This window comes from Micromonospora foliorum (assembly GCF_022229015.1).
Lineage (GTDB): Bacteria > Actinomycetota > Actinomycetes > Mycobacteriales > Micromonosporaceae > Micromonospora > Micromonospora foliorum.
Genome location: NZ_JAKKFF010000116.1, coordinates 24,823 through 45,318, shown reverse-complemented (window position 1 = coordinate 45,318; position 20,496 = coordinate 24,823). Strand labels below are relative to the sequence as shown.

Here is a 20,496-nt window from a genome sequence, read left to right as displayed (position 1 = left end):
CGCCGCGCTGGTGGCCAGCCGCGCCCCGCATCCGCCGCCCGAGCGACCGTTCGACGTCCGTGTTCTGCGCTCGTGCCATTGCCGTCCCTCCGACGTGTCCGCCCTACACGGTAGTCACCCGGACCGACCCGTGCCTCGGTGGTCGCCACGCCGGGTCGGTCGCCGGCAGCGGCGACCGACCCGGGACGAGCTCAGCGGGTGCCCTAGCCGCCGTTGCTGGGGCGTCGGGCGGTGATCCGGAACGTCCTGCCCACGCCCGCGATCCGGTCCACGGCGGCCAGGAACCTGGGGCCCATGGCGGCCCGGGCCTGCACCGCCGGGTGGGTCGCGCCGAAGTCCTCCGGGTTGGCCTGCCCGTCGGCGAAGAGCGCGTAGGTGAGCACCGCCGCGCCGGAACGGTCGAAGATCACACCGGCCTCGTGCCGGGCGTCGGCGTACCAGCCGGCCTTGGTGGCGATCCGGGCCCGCTCGTCGGAGGACATGGTGCGCCGGATGCCGTCGGTGAACGCCACCGGGGAGCGCAGGATGCCCAACAGGTACGTCGTCGAGGCGGGGGAGAGCAGCGTGCCAGCGACCAGGGCGCGCAGCAGGTCGTGCGTCTCCCGGGGGGTGCTGGTGCCGAGGAAGAACCGGTTCGGGTTGGCCACCGGCTGGACCTGGGTGTTCGGGAAGCCCTTGGCGACCAGGATGGAGTTGATCTCGGCGGCCGGGGCGACCAGCCCACACAGCCGCACCGCCGTGTCGTCCGAGACGGTCAGCAGGTTGGCCAGCACGTGCCCGAGGGTCACCAGGCTCGGGTACGCGCCGTCCAGGCTGAAGATGCCGTCCCCGCCCGGTACGACGATCGCCGCGCTCACCTCGACCTGCTGGTCCAGGGTGAGCAGCCCTCGGTCGACCTTGTCGAGCACCGCCGTGGCGACGGCGATCTTGTTGACGCTGTACGCCTCGATCCGCCGGTCCGCGTCGGCCTCCACCGCGACCACCGGCGTGCCGGCCGGGTCGGCGACGCTGACGTACGCCTGCCAGTTGCCGCCGGCCTCGGTGCTGTGCTTGGCGAAGACCTCGGCGACCCGGCGGGCGGCCCGGGCGGGCGTGGTCGGGACGGCCTCGGTGCTCTCGGCGGCGCTCGCCGAGGAGGCGGCGCCCAGCACCGTGCCGGCGGTGACCACCGTGCCCAACCCGAGTGCCGTTCTGCGGTTCAGTCGCATGGTCAATCGTCTCCCCGATCGTGGTGCGCCAGAGCGCTTGCTGGCCCACCACCCTAGGCGAGTTGATCGACGCACGACGCCCCCCGAACATGTTCCGAACAGTCCCGAACAGGGTCAGCCGAACCGTCGTCGTAGTGCGGCACCCACCGCACCGACCGGTCCGAACAGGAGTTGCCGCAGGTCGGGCAGGTGACCGCCCCGGACCGCCTCGCCAGAGGGGTTCGGAGTGAAGACCGAGCCGTCATGCGCGTCGACTGACCGTCCACTCAGGCCGGCCGCCCGCATCAACGGCCCGACGAGGACGTCGTAGACCCCTGGCAGGACGGTGAAGCCGGCCCGCAGCACCACGTTGAGCCGGCCCACGGAAACCTCCCGGCGGGGCCGGTCCACACAGTGCACGATGGCGCGGGCCACCCGCTGCGGGCCGGCGATCGGCGGCGGAGGCCGCCCGACCCGGCCCAGATAGTTGGCCGCCTGCTGGTACACCGGAGTGTCCACGCTGCCCGGGTTGACGAGACACAGCCGGATCTCCGGGCTGTCCCGCAACTCCTGCTGCACCGTCCGGACCAGACCCTGCAACCCCCACTTGCTCGCCACGTAGGCGCTCATGTACGGCGCGGTGATGTGCGCCAGCACCGAACCGGTGAGGATTACCGTGCCGGCCCCGGCGGCCCGGAAGTGCCGCAGCGCCACCCGCACCGAGCCGGCCGCACCGAGCAGATCGGTCCGCACCACCTGGTCGAAGACCCGTTCCGGCAGCTCGTCGAAGCGACCGTAGGCCATCACCGCCGCCGTGTGCACCCACACGTCGATGCGGCCGAAACGATCGACGGCCGCGCCCGCGAGAGCGTCCAGCGCGCCCGGCTCGGTCACGTCGGTCGGCACGGTCAGCACGTCGACGTCGGCGCACTCCGCGCGTACCTCGGCCAGGGTCGTGGTGGCGCGAGCGGCGAGGACCAGGCGGTCGCCGCGCTCGGCGAACGCCCGGGCCGTCGCCCGGCCGATCCCGCTGCTCGCGCCAACGATCACGACCACCCGGCTCACGGTTCCAGCACGACCTTGATGCAGCCGTCCTCCTTCTTCTGGAACATCTCGTACGCCTGCGGCGCCCGGGCCAGCGGCAACCGGTGGGTACACAGGTCCTCCACACCCAGCGGGTCGTCGTCGCCGGAGAGCAGCGGCAGGATCTCGTCGGTCCACCGGCGCACGTGACACTGCCCCATCCGCAGCTGGATGCCCCGGTCGAACATCTCCATCAGTGGCATCGGGTCCGCCTCGCCGCCGTACACCCCGGAGAGTGAGACGGTGCCGCCGCGGCGAACCGCCTTGAGCGCGGCGTGCAGGACGGACAGCCGGTCCACACCCACCCGGTCGGTCATCGTCTGGGCCAGCTTGTCCGGCAACAGCCCGGCGGCGGTCTGGGCCAACTTCCCCGCCGGCGAACCGTGCGCCTCCATCCCCACCGCGTCGATCACCGCGTCCGGGCCGCGGCCGTCGACCAGTTCGATCAGCGCGCCCGGCACGTCGGACAGCTCGCTGACGTCGAGCACCTCGATGCCGTGCCGGCGGGCCAACTCCAGCCGCTCGGGCACCAGGTCCAGCCCGATCACCCGGCCCGCGCCGAGGTGGCGGCCGATCCGCGCGCAGAACTGCCCGACCGGGCCCAACCCGAACACGGCCAGGGTGCCGCCCGGCGGGGTGTCCGCGTACTTCACCGCCTGCCAGGCGGTGGGCAGAATGTCGGACAGGTAGAGGTAGCGCTCGTCCGCGCCGGTCTGCGGGATCTTGATCGGCCCGAAGTGGGCCTGCGGGACGCGCAGGTACTCGGCCTGCCCGCCGGGCACCGAACCGTAGAGCGAGGTGTAGCCGAACAGGGCCGCGCCCTTGCCCTCGCTGGTGACCTGGGTGGTCTCGCACTGCGCGTAGAGCTGGCGCGAACACATCCAGCACCTGCCGCAGGCGATGTTGAACGGCACCACCACCCGATCGCCCGGCTTGAGCCCGCTCACCTCCGACCCGACCTCCTCGACGATGCCCATCGGCTCGTGACCCAGGACGTCACCGGGCTTCAGGTACGGCCCGAGCACCTCGTACAGGTGCAGGTCGGAACCACAGATCGCGGTCGAAGTGATCTTCACGATCGCGTCGGTCGGCTCCTCGATCCGAGGGTCCGGGACTTCCTCGACCCGTACGTCCCGCTTGCCCTGCCAGGTGAGCGCCTTCATGTCCCTCATCCCTTCTGCCGTCTCGCAAGACTGCTACCCGGGCTCGGGCACTTGAACCGGCCGCACTCGATGGGCGTCTCAGGCTCGTCGGTGGTCGGGTTGATCCACTCGCGTTCCTTGAAGTCGCGGTATCCGGGGCTCGGCGACAGGCCGACTTCCGGAAACCCGAGTGGATCATGCCGGCCAACGCCAGACCGCCGTACCCCTGGGAAAGCGCGGGATACGGCGGTCTGGCGTCGTACGGTGGACCTCAGGAACCGGGGGTGTTGTTGGCTCCCTTGGCGGTGGCCGCGAGGTAGTCGCGGTTGAGCCGGCCGATGGTGTTCAGCGGGATGCCCTTCGGGCAGGCCGGGGTGCATTCGCCGGCGTTGGTGCAGCCGCCGAAGCCGGCCTCGTCGTGCGCGTCGACCATGCCGATCACCCGGGTGTAACGCTCGGGCTGGCCCTGCGGCAGCAGCGAGAGCTGGGTGAGCTTGGCGGCGGTGAAGAGCATGCCGGAGCCGTTCGGGCAGGCGGCCACGCAGGCGCCGCAGCCGATGCAGGCCGCCGACTCGAAGGCGGCGTCCGCGTTGGCCTTGGCTACCGGGGTGGAGTGCGCCTCGGGGGCGCTGCCGGTCGGCGCGGTGACGTAGCCGCCCGCCGCGATGATCCTGTCGAAGGCGCTCCGGTTGACGACCAGGTCCTTGACGACCGGGAAGGCGCTGGCCCGCCACGGCTCGATGTCGATCGTCTCGCCGTCCTTGAACTGCCGCATGTGCAGCTGGCAGGCGGTGGTGCCGCGCTGCGGCCCGTGCGCGTCGCCGTTGATCATCAGGCCGCACATGCCGCAGATGCCCTCGCGGCAGTCGTGGTCGAACGCCACCGGGTCGTCACCGGCGAGGATCAGCCGCTCGTTGAGGACGTCGAGCATCTCCAGGAACGACATGTCCGGGGACACGTCGTCGACCGGGTAGGTCACCATCCGACCCTTGTCCTCAGGGCCCTTCTGGCGCCAGATGCGCAGGGTCAGGTTCACTTGTAACTCCGCTGCGTGGGGTGGACGTATTCGAACTTCAGGTCTTCCTTGTGCAGCACCGAGGGCCCGCCGTCGGCGGTGAACTCCCAAGCCGCCACGTACGCGAACCGGTCGTCGTCGCGCTGCGCCTCACCGTCGGGGGTCTGGTGCTCGGCCCGGAAGTGGCCGCCGCAGGACTCCTCGCGGTGCAGGGCGTCGATGCACATCAGCTCGGCCAGTTCGAAGAAGTCGGCCACCCGGCCGGCCTTCTCCAGCGACTGGTTGAGCTCCTCGCCGGTGCCGGACACCTTGACCCGCTGCCAGAACTGCTCGCGCAGGGCGCGGATCTCGTCGATCGCCTTGCGCAGCCCGGCCTCGCTGCGCTCCATGCCGCAGTGTTCCCACATGATCTGGCCGAGTTCCCGGTGGAACGAGTCCACGGTCCGGTCGCCGTCGACCGCGAGCAGCCGCTGGACGCGGTCCTCGACGTCGGTGCGCGCCTCGACCGCCGCCGGGTGGCTGGCGTCGACCTTCTCCAGCGGGCCGGAGGCCAGGTAGTTGGCGATGGTGGTGGGCAGCACGAAGTAGCCGTCGGCGAGGCCCTGCATCAGCGCCGAGGCGCCGAGTCGGTTCGCGCCGTGGTCGGAGAAGTTCGCCTCACCGATCACGAACAGGCCGGGGATGTTCGACTGGAGGTCGTAGTCGACCCACAGGCCGCCCATCGTGTAGTGCACGGCGGGGTAGATGCGCATCGGCACCTCGTACGGGTCCTCGCCGGTGATCCGCTCGTACATCTCGAAGAGGTTGCCGTACTTGGCCTCGATGGCCTTGCGGCCCAGCCGGCCAATCGCGTCGGCGAAGTCGAGGTAGACGCCGAGCTTCGTCGGCCCGACGCCCCGACCCTCGTCGCACACGTTCTTCGCGGCGCGGGAGGCGATGTCGCGGGGGACCAGGTTGCCGAAGGAGGGGTAGATCCGCTCCAGGTAGTAGTCCCGCTCGTCCTCGCCGATGTCCTTCGGGCTGCGGTCGTCACCCTTGGTCTTCGGCACCCAGACCCGGCCGTCGTTGCGCAGCGACTCGCTCATCAGGGTCAGCTTCGACTGGTGGTCGCCGGAGACCGGGATGCAGGTCGGGTGGATCTGCGTGTAGCACGGGTTGGCGAAGTACGCGCCCTTGCGGTGCGCCCGCCAGGTGGCGGTGACGTTGCAGCCCTTGGCGTTGGTGGAGAGGTAGAAGACGTTGCCGTAGCCGCCGGAGGCGAGCACCACGGCGTCGGCCATCTCGGTGCTGATCTCGCCGGTGACCAGGTCCCGGACGACGATGCCCCGGGCCCTGCCGTCCACCAGGACCAGTTCCAGCATCTCGTGCCGGGCGTTCATCTCCACGTTGCCCAGGCCGATCTGCCGCTCCAGCGCCTGGTACGCGCCGAGCAACAGCTGCTGGCCCGTCTGGCCCCGGGCGTAGAAGGTGCGCTGCACCTGTGCGCCACCGAAGGAGCGGGTGTCCAGCAGGCCGCCGTACTCGCGGGCGAACGGCACCCCCTGGGCGACGCACTGGTCGATGATGTTGACCGACACCTCGGCGAGCCGGTGCACGTTCGACTCCCGGGAGCGGAAGTCGCCGCCCTTGACCGTGTCGTAGAAGAGCCGGTGCACGGAGTCGCCGTCGTTGCGGTAGTTCTTCGCCGCGTTGATGCCGCCCTGCGCCGCGATGGAGTGCGCCCGGCGCGGGCTGTCCTGGTAGCAGTAGGACTTGACGTGGTAGCCCTGCTCGGCAAGCGTCGCCGCGGCCGAGCCGCCGGCCAGGCCGGTGCCGACCACGATCACCGTCATCTTGCGGCGGTTGGCGGGGTTGACCAGCTTGGCCTCGAAGCGCCGGGTCTCCCAACGCTTCTCGACCGGGCCGGCGGGAGCCTTGGTGTCGGCGATCGGGTCGCCCTCGGTGAAGAGTTCCATGTCAGGACACCAATCCGGTGAGTACGGCGAACGGGACCACCAGGTACCCGGCGCAGAGCAGCACGGCGAAGACCAGAGCCGCGGTACGCGCCCTGCGCTCGCCGCGCGGCGTCTGCTGGCCGAGGCTGCGGAACGCGCTGAACGCGCCGTGGCGCAGGTGGAAGCCCACCGCGAGGATGGCGAGCGTGTAGAAGAGCGTGACGTACCAGCGTTCCGGCGCGAAGTCGGCGACGACGTTGCCGTACGGCTTGCTGGCGTCGCCGACCGGGTTCAGCGTGCCGGTGGTCAGGTCCAGCAGGTGGTAGATCACGAAGAGCAGGATGATCACTCCACCCCAGCGCATCGTGCGGGCCGCGTAGCTGCCGTTGACCTTCTTGCGGTGGGCGTACTTGACCGGGCGGGCGGCACGGGCACGCCTGGCCAGCACGGTGGCAGCCACGATGTGCGCGACCACGGCCACCACCAGCACGGTGCGCAGGATCCACAGGAACCAGACGCCGGGCAGCAGTGGCTTGCCGATGTCGCGCAGCCAGTGCGCGTAGTGGTCGAACGAGGTCTCCCCCGTGAACACCTTCAGGTTCCCGAGCATGTGGGCGATGAGGAACAGCGCCAGCAGGATGCCCGTCACCGCCATGACGGCCTTGAGGCCGACGTTCGAGCGGATGGGCGACCGAGTTTTCGTGATTACCACAGGACCGACGCTAGGAGCACTTCGATCAGTCGTCCAATGCATCAAACTCGCAGTGTTGATAGCCGTAGGCTATTTAGATGCAGCTCCATCAGCTCCGGTACTTCGTCGCGGTGGCCGAAGTACGACATTTCACCCAAGCCGCCGACATCGTGGGCATCACGCAGCCCTCGCTCAGTAAGCAAATTCACGCTCTGGAGGCCGACCTCGGAGCGCCGCTGTTCGAGCGGGTAAGGGGCAACATCGCGCTCACCGCCGCGGGTGAGGTGCTGCTGCCCTTGGCCACCCGGATTCTCGCCGACGTGGAGACCGCGACCCGGGAGGTCCAGGAGTTGGTCGGGCTGCGTCGGGGCCGGGTCCGGCTCGGGGCCACCCCGAGTCTGGCCACCTCGCTCGCCCCGCCGGTGCTGCGCCGGTTCCGCGACGCGCACCCCACCATCGACCTGCGCGTCGAGGAGGGCGGCTCCCAGGACCTGGTGCGTGACCTGCTCCGCGGCGACCTCGACCTGGCCCTGATCATCATGCCGGCGCAGGGGGCCGACCCGGGGCTGCGGGTCGACCCGATCCTGCGGGAGAGCCTCGTGGTGGCCTCGGTGGGGGAGGTGGCGACCGCGTCGACGACCGGGGAGCTACGCATCACCGACCTGCGGGACCAGCCGATGGTGATGTTCCGGGAGGGGTACGACCTGCGCGACGCGACCATCCAGGCGTGTCGGGAGGCGGGCTTCGAACCCACCTTCGCGGTGGACGGCGGCGAGATGGACGCGGTGCTCAGCTTCGTCGAGGCGGGGCTCGGCATCGCGCTCGTGCCGGGCATCGTGCTGGCTCGCCGGCCGGGCGTGCGGATCACCCCCCTCGCCCCGCCCGGGGTGCGGCGGACCATCGCGGTGGCCCGTCGGCGCGACGTCGTACCCACCCACGCCGGTCGGGAGCTTCGACGCATCCTGCTCGCCTACATCCAGTCGGCGATCGACCTCGGCGAACTGCCCCCCGGCGTCGAACCACTGACCTGACCCCTCCGGGCGGCCGCCGCGAAGAGGCCGGCAACGGCCCGGCCGCCGGGCGGTCGCTCAGCGGCCCTCGGCGTCGTCCATCGCCCGGTAGATCCGCTGCTCCGAGACGGGGTACGGGGTGCCCAGCGCCTGGGCGAAGACGTTCACCCGCAGCTCCTCGATCATCCAGCGGATCTGCCGGACGGCCGTCTCCTGGCGGCGGGCCGGCGCCAGGTTGGCGAGCAGGTCGGCGTACTCCTTCTGCACCACCGCGATCCGGTCCTGCTGCTGACGGTCCCGCTGCGGGTTGCCGCCCAGCCGGTCCAGTCGACGCTCGATGGCGGTCAGGTAGCGCAGCAGGTCGGGCAGCCGGGCGTACCCGGTCTCGGTGATGAAACCGGCGTGCACCAGCCCGGCGAGCTGGCTGCGGATGTCGGCCAGCGCCGCCACCACGGCGAGGTTGCGGGTCGCGCCGAGCCGCTGCTCGACGGCGTACGCGGCGGCGAGGACCTTGCGGACCCGGTCCATCACCTCGACGACGGTGTCGACCAGGTCGGCGCGGACCTTCTCGCGCAGGGCCGCGAAGCCGTCGGCGTCCCACGCCGGCCCGCCGGCCACACCGATCAGCCGGTCGATGGCCGCGCCCGCCGCGTCCTCGATCAGCTCCTGCACGCCGCCGTGCGGGTTGCGGCTCAACGCCAGCTTCGCCTCGTTGTCCAGCCGCCCCTGCAGGAACCGCGCCGGGGACGGCACGGTGAGCCGCAGCAGCCGGCGGGTGCCGGCCCAGTGCGCCGCGTCCGCCTCGGCGGGGGAGTCGAACACCCTCACCCCGACCGTGGCGCCCTCGTCGACGAGCGCCGGGTACGCGGTGACCGCGTAACCGGCGCGGACCTGCTCGATGGTCCGGGGCAGCGTGCCGATGCTCCACTCCCGCAGCCCGGTACGGGCCACCTCCGGCGCGGCGGCCGCCACCACCTGGCGTACCTCCTGGCGGAGTTGGCGTTGCAGGGCCGGCAGGTCCTTGCCCTCGGCGACCGGCTTCTCGTCGTCGCCGAGGACCCGGAAGGTCACCCGCAAATGCGCCGGCAGCTTGGCCGGCTCCCAGGCGTCCCGGGGCACGGTCACCCCGGTCATCCGGCGCAGCTGGCGGGTGAGCGCGTCCAGCAGCGACTCCTCGCCGGGGGTGATCGCCGCCAGGGCGGCCCGGGCGTAGTCCGGCACCGGGACGAAGTTGCGGCGGATCGCCTTCGGCAGCGAGCGGATCAGCGCGATCACCGTCTCCTCGCGCAGCCCCGGCACCTGCCAGTCGAAGGTCTCCGCCGGCACCTGGTTGAGCAGCGGCAGCGGGATGTCCACGGTGACGCCGTCGTCCGGCGTGCCCGGCTCGAACCGGTAGGTCAGCGGCAGGCTCACCCCGTCGGCCTGCCACTCGTCCGGGTAGTCGTCCTCGTCCACCCCCGGCCGGCCGTCGTTGATCAGCAGGTCGCGGGTGAAGGTGAGCAGGTCGGGTTGCTCGCGGCGAGCCTTCTTCCACCAGCTGTCGAAGTGCCGCCCGGAGGACACGTCGGCCGGGATCCGCTGGTCGTAGAAGCCGAAGATGGTCTCGTCGTCGACCAGGATGTCCCGGCGCCGGGCCCGGCTCTCCAGCTCCTCGATCTCGGCGAGCAGCCGCTTGTTGTCCGTCCAGAACTGGTGGTGGGTCTGCCAGTCGCCCTCGACCAGGGCGTGCCGGATGAACAGCTCCCGACTCAGCGTCGGGTCGATCCGCCCGAAGTTGACCTTGCGGGAGCTGACCAGCGGGACGCCGTACAGGGTGACCTTCTCGTAGGCCATCACCGCGGCCTGCTTCTTCTCCCAGTGCGGCTCGCTGTAGCTGCGCTTGACCAGGTGCTGCGCCAGCGGCTCGACCCACTCCGGCTCGACCCGGCCGGCGATGCGACCCCACAGCCGGGAGGTCTCCACCAGCTCGGCGGCCATCACCCAGCGCGGCGGCTTCTTGAACAACGCCGACCCGGGGAAGAGCCCGAACTTCGCGCCCCGCGCGCCCAGGTACTCGTGCTTCTGGGCGTCCTTCAGGCCGATGTGCGACAGCAGACCGGGTAGCAGCGACTGGTGCACCTTCGGGGTGTCGATCTCCTCCGGCAGGTCCGCGCCACCCCGGCGGCCCCGGCCGGCGTCCGCGTCACCCTCGGCGTCACGCGCCGGCCGCCCACCACGCCGGTCGCCCTCCTGCGGGGTACGCAGCACCTGCCGCAGTTGGCTGACGATGTCCTGCCACTCGCGGATGCGCAGGTAGTTCAGGTACTCCGCCTTGCACATCCGGCGGAACGCGCTGGAGGACAGCTCCCGCTGCTGCTCACGCAGGTAACGCCACAGATTGAGGAAGGCGACGAAGTCCGACTCCTTGTCGGCGAACCGGGCGTGCGCCTGGTCCGCCTGGGCCTGCTTCTCCGCCGGCCGCTCGCGCGGGTCCTGGATGGAGAGCGCGGCGGCGATCACCAGCACCTCGGTGGCGCAACCGTTGCGTTCGCCCTCGACCACCATCCGGGCCAGCCGCGGGTCGACAGGCAACTGCGCCAGCCGCCGGCCGAGCGCGGTGAGCCGCTTCGCCGGGTCGGCCTCGGTCGGGTCCAACGCGCCCAGCTCGTGCAGCAGGTTGACGCCGTCGGCGATGTTGCGCTTGTCCGGCGGGTCGATGAACGGGAACGCGGCGAGGTCGCCGAGCCCGATCGCGGTCATCTGGAGGATGACCGACGCCAGGTTGGTCCGCAGGATCTCCGGGTCGGTGAACTCGGGCCGGGACAGGAAGTCCTGCTCGTCGTAGAGGCGGATGCAGATGCCGTCCGACGTACGACCGCAGCGGCCCTTGCGCTGGTTGGCCGAGGCCTGGGAGATCGGCTCGATCGGCAGCCGCTGCACCTTCAGCCGGCTGGAGTAGCGGGAGATGCGGGCGGTCCCCGGGTCCACCACGTACTTGATGCCGGGCACGGTCAGCGAGGTCTCCGCGACGTTTGTGGCGAGCACCACCCGGCGCGACGAGTGCGCGGCGAAGACCCGGTGCTGCTCGGCGCTGGACAGCCGCGCGTACAGCGGCAGGATCTCGGTGCCGAGCAGCGAGCGTTTCTTCTGCACCAGCTTGCCCAGCGCGTCGGCGGTGTCCCGGATCTCCCGCTCACCGCTGAGGAAGACCAGGATGTCGCCGGGGCCCTCGGCGGCCAGCTCCTCGACGGCGTCGCCAATCGCCTGGATCTGGTCGCGGACGTTCTCCTCGTCGCCGTCGCCGTCCTCCTCGCCCTCGGCCAGCTCGACGAGGGGTCGGTAGCGCACCTCCACCGGGTAGGTACGCCCGGACACCTCGACCACCGGCGCGGGCACGCCCTCCGGCTCGTCGGCGGTCGGCGGGCCGGCGAAGTGCCGGGCGAACCGGTCGGTCTCGATGGTCGCCGAGGTGATGATCACCTTGAGGTCGGGTCGGCGGGGCAGCAGCTCCCGCAGGTACCCGAGGATGAAGTCGATGTTGAGGCTGCGCTCGTGCGCCTCGTCGATGATCAACGTGTCGTACTGGCGCAGCATCCGGTCGGTCTGCAACTCGGCCAGCAGGATGCCGTCGGTCATCAGCTTCACCAGGCTGCGCTCGCTGACCTGGTCGGTGAAGCGCACCTTGTAGCCGACCACGTCGCCCAACTCGGTGCCCAGCTCGTCGGCGATCCGGTCGGCCACCGTCCGGGCGGCCAACCGCCGGGGCTGGGTGTGCCCGATCAGGCCGTGCACCCCGCGCCCCAACTCCAGACAGATCTTGGGGATCTGGGTGGTCTTGCCGGAGCCGGTCTCGCCCGCCACGATCACCACCTGGTGATCAAGGATGGCGGCGGCGATGTCGTCCTTGCGCTCACTGACCGGCAGCCCCACCGGGTACGTGATCACGGGGACTGCCGCCTGGCGGGCGGCGAGCCGCTGCTCGGCCCGGACCAGGTCGGCGGTGATCTCGGTCAGCGCCGCCTCCCGCCGCTGCGGGTCGCGCAGCTTGCGGGCACCGTCCAGCCGCCGCTGGAGCCGGCGCTGGTCGCGGAACATCAGAGGTGTGAGGCGGCGGTGCAGCTCGCGAACGGGGTCGGACGCGACGGAGGCGGTTGGATTCTGCATGTCGTGCCCAAGGATAGGCAGCCCGACGGCGCACCGCCCCTGGGTTACCGAGCGGCCGGCTCTTCGAAGGCCACCTCCCGTCCCTGGACGGCCACGAGCAGGGCCCTAGAGTTGGCGGCCGACGTCGAGCGCTGGGGGAGCCGGGATGGAGATGCGCGACACCGACCGCGCGTTGGTGCAGGCCGCCATGGCGGTCTCCAAGCTGCGCTGTCGCAGCCAGCACCACACGGTCGCGTCGGCGGCCCGGACCGCGGACGGGCGGGTCTTCTCCGGCGTGAACGTCCAGCACGCCACCGGAGGGGCCTGCGCCGAGCTGGTCGTGATCGGCACGGCCGCGACGCAGGGCGTCACCGTACTGGAGACGATCGTCACGGTCGCCGACCGTGGCCGCGAGATCGTCGCGCCCTGTGACCGGTGCCAGCAGGTGCTGCGGGACTACTTCCCGCAACTGCGGGTGATCGTCGGCCCGACGGACGCCCTGCGGGTGGTCCCGCTCAGGGAGTTGCCGGCGGAGGCCGGTAGCGGCTCGGCCGGCTGACCGGGGCCCCCGAGTCAGTCTCCGGAGGCCGCCTCCAGCATCGACTGCGGCACCGGCACGCTCTCGAAGCGCAGGTTGCCCTCCGGGAGCAGCCACGACGTGACCCGCGCGACCAGCCGACCGGCCCGCACGGCGGGGTCGTTGGCGAAGAGCGCGCGTGCCTCGTCCGGGGCGATGGAGAGCACCACGAAGCCCCGCAGTTGCTCGTCGTCGGGGTGCAGGAACGGCCCGGCCGCGAGCACCAGCCCCTGCTGCACGAGGCCCGCCTGGTGGGCCAGATGCGCGTCCCGCAGCCGGTCGATCGCGTCCTGCGGCAGCTCCGGCGGATCCGACGGCCGGGTCAGCAGGACGACCGTGTGCTGGTCGAATCGCATGCCCACACCCTATGGTGCGAATCTTCCTCTTCTGGGTGTCATCTGCCATCTGTCCGCCCTGTCATCGTCTGCGAATCTCATTCTCGAATCGGGGTTCGCTGCGATTGGGAGGTGCGGCATGGTCAGCAGACGACAACTGCTCGCGGCCAGTGCCGTCGGCGGCGCGGCGGTTCTGGTCCCGGCCGGCGGGACGGCGTCGGGCCGGGCGCTCGCCGCGGCGGCACCACTGGACGCCGGCGAGATCCCGAAGTACGTCACGCCGCTGCGGATCCCACCGGCCATGCCGGCGGTGGCGACCGGCCCGGAGCGGGACGAGTACGTGATCGCGGTACGGCAGTTTCGCCAGCAGATCCTGCCGCCGTCGTGGCCGCGCACCACCGTGTGGGGCTACGGCTCCACCGCCCACCCCGGAAGCTTCGGCTACCCGGCGCCCACCATCATGGCGCGGGTGGGCCGCCCGGTGCGGGTGACCTGGGTCAACCAGCTCGTCGACCATCGGGGCGACCACCTGCCGCACCTGCTGCCGGTGGACCCCACCCTGCACTGGGCCAACCCGCCGGGCGGATCGGCGGGCCGGGACCGGCACGGTCACTGGGACGGCGACCCCCGGGGGTACCGCGGCCCGGTGCCCCAGGTGGTGCACCTGCACGGTGGGCACAGCACGCAGGAGAGCGACGGACACTCCGAGGCGTGGTACCTGCCGGTCACCCGCGACCTGCCGCCCGACTTCGCGGTGACCGGCAGCGCGTACCGCGAGTTCCGGTCCCGCTTCGCCGAGGGTTCCGGCCTGCGCTGGGCACCGGGCTCGGCCACCTTCGAGTACGCGAACGACCAGCGGTCCTGCACCCTCTGGTACCACGACCACACGCTGGGGCTCACCCGGGAGAACGTCTACGCCGGACCGGCCGGGTTCTACCTGCTCGGCGGCGGGGACGACCTGCCCGACGGTGTACTGCCCGGCCCGGCGCCGGGCCGCGACGATCCGCCGCACGCCCGGTACCACGACATTCCGCTGCTGATCCAGGACCGCAGCTTCACCGTCGACGGCGATCTGCTCTACCCGGACGGGCGCTCGTCGCACGACGACGTGCCACCGCTGTGGGCGTCGGGGTTCTCCGGCTCCGCCATCGTGGTCAACGGCCGCACCTGGCCCACGTTGACGGTCCAGCGTCGGCGCTACCGGTTCCGGTTGCTCAACGGCTGCAACAGCCGGTTCCTGCTGCTCAGCGTGGCCGCCCACGCCACCGCGCGGCCGGCCCGGCCGGTCCTGCCGGTCTGGCAGATCGGCAGCGACGGCGGTCTCCTGCCCGAGCCGGTGCCGCACGAACGGGTGACCCTCGGCCCGGCCCAGCGGGTCGACGCGATCGTCGACTTCACCGACGTGCCGGCCGGCACCGAGCTGTACCTCGTCAACGAGGGACCCGACTGGTCGTACGGCGGCGGTCGGCCCGGGGTGGACTTCGACCCGGCCGACCCGCACACCACCGGGCAGGTGCTCCGCTTCGTGGTCACCGACGCGGCCGGCGCGGACCCGAGCGTGCCACCGGAGCAGCTGCGGCTGCCGCCACACCCTCGGCTCGGCTCGGCCCAGCGGGTCCGCCGGTTGTCGCTCAACGAGCGGAGCTCCGGCGGGTCGGGCGGGACGACCATGCTGCTCGGCGTCCTCGACGAGCGTGGCCGGGGCCGGCCGTTGCGCTGGAGCGACCCGGTGACCGAGCAGCCCACCCTCGGCGACACCGAGGTCTGGGAGGTGCGCAACTTCACCCGGCACGTGCATCCGGTCCACCTGCACCAGGTCCAGTTCGAGCTGCTCGGCCGGGGGCACTCGGGCAGGGCGCAGCCCGGGCCGGGGGAGCGGGGGTGGATGGACACGGTGCTCGCGTACCCGTGGGAGGTGACCCGGATCAAGGCGCACTTCGACCTGCCGGGTCGGTACGCCTGGCACTGCCACCTGCTGGAGCACGAGGACAACGAGATGATGCGACCACTGAACGTGCTGCCGCGCGGTGGCGCGGCGGCCGGGGACGGTGGCTCGTCGAGCGGGGACGGTGGCCCGTCGGCCGGGCCCGGGGGACCCGGGACGGCATCGACAGACGCCGGTTAGGCCCCTTTCCGCAGCTCGGCTAAGGTTAGGCGAACCTAAGCGTGAACGTGCAGGAGACTCGTGACCACCCTCGCCACCCGGCCGACCTCGGCCCGCAACCGGACCGGCACCCGCACCGGCCGCCGGGTGGCCGTCACCGTCGGGGCCGCGCTGGTGCTGCTGCTCACCGTGCTGGCCAGCTTCGCGCTCGGCAGCCGGCAACTCGGCGTCGACCAGGTCTGGCACGCGCTCGTCGCGCCGGACGGCGGCGACGCCAGCACCATCGTCCGTGAGCTGCGGATGCCGCGGACCGCGCTCGGCCTCGCTGTCGGGCTCGCGCTCGCCGTGGCGGGCGTGCTGTTCCAGGCGCTCACCCGCAACCCCCTCGCCGAGCCGCGGATCCTGGGCATCAGCGCGGGCGCGTCGTTCGGGGTGGTGCTCGCGATCTCCGTCTTCGGCGTCGGCACGCTCGCCGGGTACGTCTGGTTCGGCATCGCCGGGGCCCTGATCGCCGGGCTGCTGGTCTTCGCCATCGCCACCCGCGCCCGCGAGGGCGCCAGCCCGGTCACCCTCGCGCTGGTCGGCGCGGCGCTCGACGCCAGCCTGGCCTCCGGGGTGTACGCGCTGCTCAGCATCGACGCCCGCACCTTCGAGGAATACCGCTTCTGGGTGGTCGGCGGGCTGGCCGGACGGGACCTGTCGGTCGCCGCGCAGGTGCTGCCCTTCGTCCTCACCGGGTTGGTGCTGGCCGCCCTGGTGGCCCGAGGGCTGGACGCGCTGGCCCTCGGCGACGACGTGGCCCGTGGACTCGGCCACCGGATCGGCCTGGTCCGCCTCGGTGGTGGCCTCGCCGCTGTGTTGCTCACCGGTGCCGCAGTGGCCGCCGCCGGACCGGTCGCGTTCGTCGGACTGGCCGTGCCGCACCTGGCGCGCGCCCTGGTCGGCGCGGACCACCGCTGGACCCTCGCCGTCTCCGCCCTGCTCGGGCCGGCGCTGCTGCTCGCCGCCGACATCGTCGGTCGACTCGTCGCCCCGCCTGGCGAGGTCCCCGCCGGCATCGTCACCGCGCTGATCGGTGCGCCACTGCTGGCCGTGCTGGTCCGCCGCGCCCGGGTGGTGACCGCGTGACCACGACCCGCCGCCCAGACTCGCCTGCTGCCGACGCGGCTCGGCTGCCCGGGCGGTCGCTGCTGCGGATCGGCCCGGTCAGCCTCCTGATCCGCCGTCGCGCGGTGCTGGTGGCCGCCGTGCTGACCGTGCTGCTCCTGCTGGCCGTCGTGCTCAGCCTCTCGCTCGGCACCCCGTACGTCGCCCCGGCCGACGTGCTGCGTGCCCTCTCCGGTGCCGGCACTCCGTACGACCTCGTGGTTTTTGATCTTCGGCTGCCGCGGGTCGTGCTGGCGGCCGTGGCCGGCGCCGCGTTCGGCGTGGCCGGCACGCTGATCCAGAGCGTGGCCCGCAACCCGCTCGCCAGCCCGGACGTCATCGGCATCACCCAGGGCGCCGGCCTCGCCGCGACCGTGGCCCTGACCACCGGAATGGCCGCGGCGCTGGTGGCACCCACCGCGCTGGTGGGCGGGCTGCTCGCTGCGGTGCTGCTGTTCGCCCTCGGCGCCCGGCACGGGCTGGCCGCGCAGCGGTTCGTGCTCGCCGGGGTGGCGGTCGCGTTCGGCTTCCGGGCGCTCACCGAGGTGGTCATGCTCACCGCCGACCCGATCGACGGGCTACGCGCGCAGATCTGGCTGATCGGCACCCTGGCCGGCAAGGGCTGGACCGAGGCCGCCTGGATCGCCGGCACGCTGCTGGTGCTGCTGCCGGTGCTGGCCTGGGCCGGCTGGGCGCTGAACAGCACCGCCCTGGACGACGACACCGCCCGGGGCGTCGGGCTGCGCCCGGTGGCCCGCCGGATCGGCCTCGCCGGCACCGGCGTACTCGTCGCCGCCATGGTCACCGCCCAGGTCGGCGCCGTCGACTTCGTGGCGCTGGTCGCCCCGCAGGTGGCCCGACGACTGGTACGCGCCGAACGACCACCGCTGGTCTGCGCGGCGCTGCTCGGCGCCCTCCTGCTGGTGCTGGCCGACCTGGCCGGCCGGCGGCTGTTCGCACCCACTCAACTACCCGCCGGTGTGCTGACCGCCGCGATCGGCGGGCCGTACCTGATCTTCCTGCTGCTGCGCGGCCGGCGGCGGTCGTCGTGAAGCCTCAAGGAGTCGTGTGATGCTCTCCACCCGCGACCTGGTCGCCGGCTACGACGAGCGGACCGTGCTGGACGGGCTCGACCTCGACCTGCCCACCGACGCGTTCACCGTGATCGTCGGACCCAACGCGTGCGGCAAGTCCACCCTGCTGCGCACGATGGCCCGGTTGCTCACCCCTCGCCGAGGCACGGTGCTGCTGGACGGCACCGCCATCCGCGACCTGCCGACCCGGGAGGTCGCCCGGCGCCTCGGCGTCCTGCCGCAGAGCCCACTGGTGCCCGAGGGCGTCACGGTGGCAGACCTGGTCGGACGCGGCCGACAGCCCTACCAGCGGTGGTGGCGGCAGTGGTCGGCGGAGGACGGCGCGGCGGTGGACCAGGCGATGGCCCTCGCCGACGTCACCGACCTGGCCGACCGGCCGGTGGACAGCCTCTCCGGTGGTCAGCGGCAACGGGTGTGGATCGCCATGACCCTCGCCCAGGACACCGACGCCCTGCTGCTGGACGAGCCGACCACCTTCCTCGACCTGGCCCACCAGGTGGAGGTGCTGGACCTCCTGCACCGACTGCGCTCCGAGCGGGGCCGCACCGTGGTCGCCGTGCTGCACGACCTGAACCAGGCCGCCCGCTACGCCGACCACCTGGTCGCCATGCGTGCCGGCGCAGTGGTCGCCGCCGGACCACCCCGGGAGATCCTCACCGCCGACCTGGTCCGCGACGTCTTCGGGCTGGCCTGCGTGGTCGTGCCCTGCCCGGTGACCGGCGCACCGCTGGTGGTGCCCGCGTACACCGGCGGCAACGCTCCGGCTCCGGCTCCGGCTCCGGCTGCCGCTGCGGCTCCGGCTGCCGCTGCCGCGTCTGGCGGCGCGGTCGCTTCGCCAGGTGGCGATGGTGGCCCGGGCGATGCGTCCGCTGCTGCCGGAGAACCCACTTCCTCGACGGCGTCCGTACCGGACGCCCGACCCGCCACCGGCGACGCGGCCAACCCGCTCGCCGGCTCGTACCCCTCGAAAGGACTCTGATGCGTCGTCTCGTCGCCGCTCTCGCCGCGGCCGCCGCCCTCGGCGCCGGACTCACCGCCTGCGGTGAGAGCGACCCGGTCGCCGGTACCACCACCGGGGAGACCCGGGAAATCACCCACGCCATGGGCACCACCAAGGTCCCGGCCGAGCCCAAGCGCGTCGTCGTGCTCGACACCGACAAGATCGACACGGCGCTCTCGCTGGGCATCACGCCCGTCGGCGCCGCCACCGCCGGTGAGGCGAAGAGTTGGCCGACGTACTTCGGTGCGGACAAGCTCGCCGGCATCAAGGAGGTCGGGGTGCTCACCGAGCCCGACCTGGAGGCGATCAACGCGCTGAAGCCGGACCTCATCCTCGGCAGCAAGTTCCGTCAGGAGAAGTTCTACGACGAACTGGCCGCCATCGCGCCGACCGTGTTCACCGAGAAGGTGGGCATCACCTGGAAGGACAACCTCCTCCTCGACGGCAAGGCGCTCGGCCGTGAGCAGCAGGCTAAGGATCTGCTCGCCACGTACGAGAAGCGGGCCAAGGACTTCGGCGCGACGCTCGGCGACGCCGCCGCGCGCAAGGTGTCGATCGTGCGGTTCCTGCCCGGCAACATCCGGGTGTACGGCCCGGACTCGTTCTCCGGCATCGTCATCGGCGACACCGGTCTGGGCCGCCCCGAGCGGCAGCTGCTCGCCAACAAGGAGGACAAGCGCTTCGACCTGGTCAGCCCCGAGCGGATCAACGAGGTCGACGGTGACGTCATCTTCGTGACCGCGTACGGCGACAAGGCCGCCGCCGAGCAGACCAAGGTCGCTGGCGGCACGCTCTGGAAGGGCCTCAACGCGGTCAAGGCCGGCAAGGCGTACCCCGTCTCCGACGAGGTCTGGATGACCGGCATCGGCGTCGGCGCCGCCAACAAGATCCTCGACGACCTGACCAAGTACCTCCCCGCCGCCTGACCCACCCCGCGCACGTCCGCGCCCCGCGCGCTCGCTCATGATCGTGCTCGATCCAGGAAGTAGTGGTCTCCTCGTCCAGGGAGGCCACTACTTCCATGTTCGAGCACGATCATCGTCACCGGGGGGAGCGCGAGCGTGCCCGTAGGGCGGCTCGGACCTCGGCGAGGAACCCGTCGAAGTCGTCCCGGAGGCGCTTGGCGGTCACGTGCAGCACGATCCAGTCGCCGCCGAGCAGTCGGTTGAGGCGTTGGCGGTCCCGATGGAACTGCTCGGGGTCGTCGTGCCAGAGCCCGTCGTACTCCACCGCCACCTTGAACTGCGGCCAGGCCAGGTCCAGCCGGGCCACGAACCGGCCCTGCTCCGCCACGACCCACTGCGTCTCCGGCCTCGGCAGGCCGGCGAGCACCAACCGCACCCGGGTCCGGGACTCCTGGGGGGACTCCGCGCCCGCGTCGGCCAGGTCGACCGCACGTAGCAGCGACCGCCAGCCGCGCCGACCGGCCCGGCTCAGCGAGTACTCGCGCAGGGCTGGCACGGTCGTCAGCCGGCTGGCCAGCATGGCGTCGATGACGACCACGGCCTCGACCACGTCGAGCCAACGGGCCAGGTCCCAGCAGGTACGCGCCGGGCTGGTCACCGTGACCCCGGCCCGGTCCACGGTGTCGCCGGGGTCGATGTCGGCGTGGTGGACCCGGATGCCGGCGGTCGGGCCGATCCGGGTGGTGGCGGGAACGAGGACGTCGACCGGCTCGCTCGCGCTCGGCTTCACACAGCCGAACAGGCCGGCGGCAGCGCGCCCTGCGATGGCGGCGTCGCGCGGGACCAGCCAGCGTCCGACGGCGGTGCATCTGATGGTGTGGGTGACTGTGACCTGGGCGTCTGCGTAGACGTCGCGGAAGAGCGGTCGCCACGCCGAGCTGCGGAGGTCATTGCGGGTCAGTAGGCCTCGCGAGACGGCGGTCGAGCCACGGAAGACCCGACCCCGCAACTGCGGCGGCCGACGAGGAACTTTCGGCATGGACCTCAGGCTGGCCGAACCCCTTCCCGTCCCGCTGCCCCTGTGGATAACCGCCGTCACCGCACCGGCGCCAATGCGCGCCGTTGTCCCCATGATCGCGCTCGAACATGGA

At 72.0% G+C, this 20,496-nt stretch carries 15 protein-coding genes and 1 pseudogene; 7 read left to right on the top strand and 9 right to left on the bottom strand.

What is annotated here, in order from left to right:
- Positions 1 to 203: 203 nt before the first annotated feature.
- The 6 genes from PSH25_RS10685 to PSH25_RS10660 all read right to left on the bottom strand — a co-directional run bounded on the left by PSH25_RS10685 (position 204) and on the right by PSH25_RS10660 (position 7,115).
- Positions 204 to 1,208, bottom strand: coding sequence for a serine hydrolase (locus PSH25_RS10685; protein ID WP_238658893.1), 1,005 nt, complete (start codon positions 1,206 to 1,208; stop codon positions 204 to 206).
- 114 nt (positions 1,209 to 1,322) lie between these two features.
- Positions 1,323 to 2,243 carry an SDR family NAD(P)-dependent oxidoreductase gene (locus tag PSH25_RS10680; protein WP_238658892.1) on the bottom strand — a complete coding sequence of 307 codons (921 nt, stop codon included), beginning with the start codon at positions 2,241 to 2,243 and terminating at the stop codon, positions 1,323 to 1,325.
- A gap of 5 nt (positions 2,244 to 2,248) precedes the next feature.
- Positions 2,249 to 3,433, bottom strand: coding sequence for a zinc-dependent alcohol dehydrogenase (locus tag PSH25_RS10675; protein WP_238658890.1), 1,185 nt, complete (start codon positions 3,431 to 3,433; stop codon positions 2,249 to 2,251).
- 250 nt (positions 3,434 to 3,683) lie between these two features.
- On the bottom strand, positions 3,684 to 4,448 hold the full coding sequence (locus PSH25_RS10670; RefSeq protein WP_238658889.1) for a succinate dehydrogenase/fumarate reductase iron-sulfur subunit: 765 nt from the start codon (positions 4,446 to 4,448) through the stop codon (positions 3,684 to 3,686).
- Positions 4,445 to 6,382: a fumarate reductase/succinate dehydrogenase flavoprotein subunit gene (locus PSH25_RS10665; RefSeq protein WP_238658887.1), complete on the bottom strand. Its 1,938-nt coding sequence runs from the start codon at positions 6,380 to 6,382 to the stop codon at positions 4,445 to 4,447. Before PSH25_RS10665 ends, PSH25_RS10670 begins: the two co-directional genes overlap by 4 nt.
- Before the next feature lies 1 nt (position 6,383).
- On the bottom strand, positions 6,384 to 7,115 hold the full coding sequence (locus PSH25_RS10660) for a succinate dehydrogenase cytochrome b subunit (protein ID WP_196922118.1): 732 nt from the start codon (positions 7,113 to 7,115) through the stop codon (positions 6,384 to 6,386).
- Positions 7,116 to 7,150: 35 nt separating this feature from the next.
- Here PSH25_RS10660 and PSH25_RS10655 point away from each other — a divergent pair, with 35 nt between their 5' ends.
- Positions 7,151 to 8,083, top strand: a complete 933-nt coding sequence (locus PSH25_RS10655; protein WP_238658886.1) for a LysR family transcriptional regulator — start codon at positions 7,151 to 7,153, stop codon at positions 8,081 to 8,083.
- 57 nt (positions 8,084 to 8,140) lie between these two features.
- Here PSH25_RS10655 and hrpA read toward each other — a convergent pair whose 3' ends face one another.
- A complete protein-coding gene (hrpA, locus tag PSH25_RS10650; RefSeq protein ID WP_238658884.1) occupies positions 8,141 to 12,205 on the bottom strand; it encodes an ATP-dependent RNA helicase HrpA in 4,065 nt (1,354 codons plus the stop codon).
- Between the two features lie 145 nt (positions 12,206 to 12,350).
- Between hrpA and PSH25_RS10645 the strand changes: the two genes are divergently transcribed.
- Positions 12,351 to 12,743 carry a cytidine deaminase family protein gene (locus PSH25_RS10645; RefSeq protein ID WP_238658883.1) on the top strand — a complete coding sequence of 131 codons (393 nt, stop codon included), beginning with the start codon at positions 12,351 to 12,353 and terminating at the stop codon, positions 12,741 to 12,743.
- Between the two features lie 14 nt (positions 12,744 to 12,757).
- Here PSH25_RS10645 and PSH25_RS10640 read toward each other — a convergent pair whose 3' ends face one another.
- A complete protein-coding gene (locus PSH25_RS10640) occupies positions 12,758 to 13,117 on the bottom strand; it encodes a YciI family protein (protein WP_238658882.1) in 360 nt (119 codons plus the stop codon).
- Positions 13,118 to 13,235: 118 nt separating this feature from the next.
- Between PSH25_RS10640 and PSH25_RS10635 the strand changes: the two genes are divergently transcribed.
- The 5 genes and pseudogenes from PSH25_RS10635 to PSH25_RS10615 all read left to right on the top strand — a co-directional run bounded on the left by PSH25_RS10635 (position 13,236) and on the right by PSH25_RS10615 (position 19,366).
- Entirely contained in the window at positions 13,236 to 15,221 is a 1,986-nt protein-coding gene (locus tag PSH25_RS10635) for a multicopper oxidase family protein (RefSeq protein WP_238658880.1), read from the top strand.
- A gap of 60 nt (positions 15,222 to 15,281) precedes the next feature.
- Entirely contained in the window at positions 15,282 to 16,328 is a 1,047-nt protein-coding gene (locus PSH25_RS10630) for a FecCD family ABC transporter permease (RefSeq protein WP_238658879.1), read from the top strand.
- Positions 16,325 to 17,398 carry a FecCD family ABC transporter permease gene (locus tag PSH25_RS10625; RefSeq protein ID WP_238658877.1) on the top strand — a complete coding sequence of 358 codons (1,074 nt, stop codon included), beginning with the start codon at positions 16,325 to 16,327 and terminating at the stop codon, positions 17,396 to 17,398. Before PSH25_RS10630 ends, PSH25_RS10625 begins: the two co-directional genes overlap by 4 nt.
- A 19-nt stretch (positions 17,399 to 17,417) precedes the next feature.
- A pseudogene (locus PSH25_RS10620) lies at positions 17,418 to 18,188 on the top strand (ABC transporter ATP-binding protein); the annotation flags it as partial.
- A gap of 230 nt (positions 18,189 to 18,418) precedes the next feature.
- Positions 18,419 to 19,366 (top strand): ABC transporter substrate-binding protein, encoded by a 948-nt coding sequence (locus PSH25_RS10615; protein WP_238658873.1) that lies wholly within the window; start codon positions 18,419 to 18,421, stop codon positions 19,364 to 19,366.
- A gap of 115 nt (positions 19,367 to 19,481) precedes the next feature.
- Here PSH25_RS10615 and PSH25_RS10610 read toward each other — a convergent pair whose 3' ends face one another.
- Positions 19,482 to 20,384, bottom strand: a complete 903-nt coding sequence (locus PSH25_RS10610) for an endonuclease domain-containing protein (RefSeq protein WP_238658872.1) — start codon at positions 20,382 to 20,384, stop codon at positions 19,482 to 19,484.
- Between the last annotated feature and the right edge of the window lie 112 nt (positions 20,385 to 20,496).

Coding starts and splice junctions, on each gene's coding strand:
- PSH25_RS10675 (WP_238658890.1), bottom strand. CDS start 3,433: ATGAAGGCGCTCACCTGGCAGGGCAAGCGGGACGTACGGGTCGAGGAA.
- hrpA (WP_238658884.1), bottom strand. CDS start 12,205: ATGCAGAATCCAACCGCCTCCGTCGCGTCCGACCCCGTTCGCGAGCTG.
- PSH25_RS10615 (WP_238658873.1), top strand. CDS start 18,419: ATGCGTCGTCTCGTCGCCGCTCTCGCCGCGGCCGCCGCCCTCGGCGCC.
- PSH25_RS10635 (WP_238658880.1), top strand. CDS start 13,236: ATGGTCAGCAGACGACAACTGCTCGCGGCCAGTGCCGTCGGCGGCGCG.
- PSH25_RS10685 (WP_238658893.1), bottom strand. CDS start 1,208: ATGCGACTGAACCGCAGAACGGCACTCGGGTTGGGCACGGTGGTCACC.
- PSH25_RS10640 (WP_238658882.1), bottom strand. CDS start 13,117: ATGCGATTCGACCAGCACACGGTCGTCCTGCTGACCCGGCCGTCGGAT.
- PSH25_RS10660 (WP_196922118.1), bottom strand. CDS start 7,115: ATGCATTGGACGACTGATCGAAGTGCTCCTAGCGTCGGTCCTGTGGTA.
- PSH25_RS10655 (WP_238658886.1), top strand. CDS start 7,151: ATGCAGCTCCATCAGCTCCGGTACTTCGTCGCGGTGGCCGAAGTACGA.
- PSH25_RS10645 (WP_238658883.1), top strand. CDS start 12,351: ATGGAGATGCGCGACACCGACCGCGCGTTGGTGCAGGCCGCCATGGCG.
- PSH25_RS10665 (WP_238658887.1), bottom strand. CDS start 6,382: ATGGAACTCTTCACCGAGGGCGACCCGATCGCCGACACCAAGGCTCCC.
- PSH25_RS10610 (WP_238658872.1), bottom strand. CDS start 20,384: ATGCCGAAAGTTCCTCGTCGGCCGCCGCAGTTGCGGGGTCGGGTCTTC.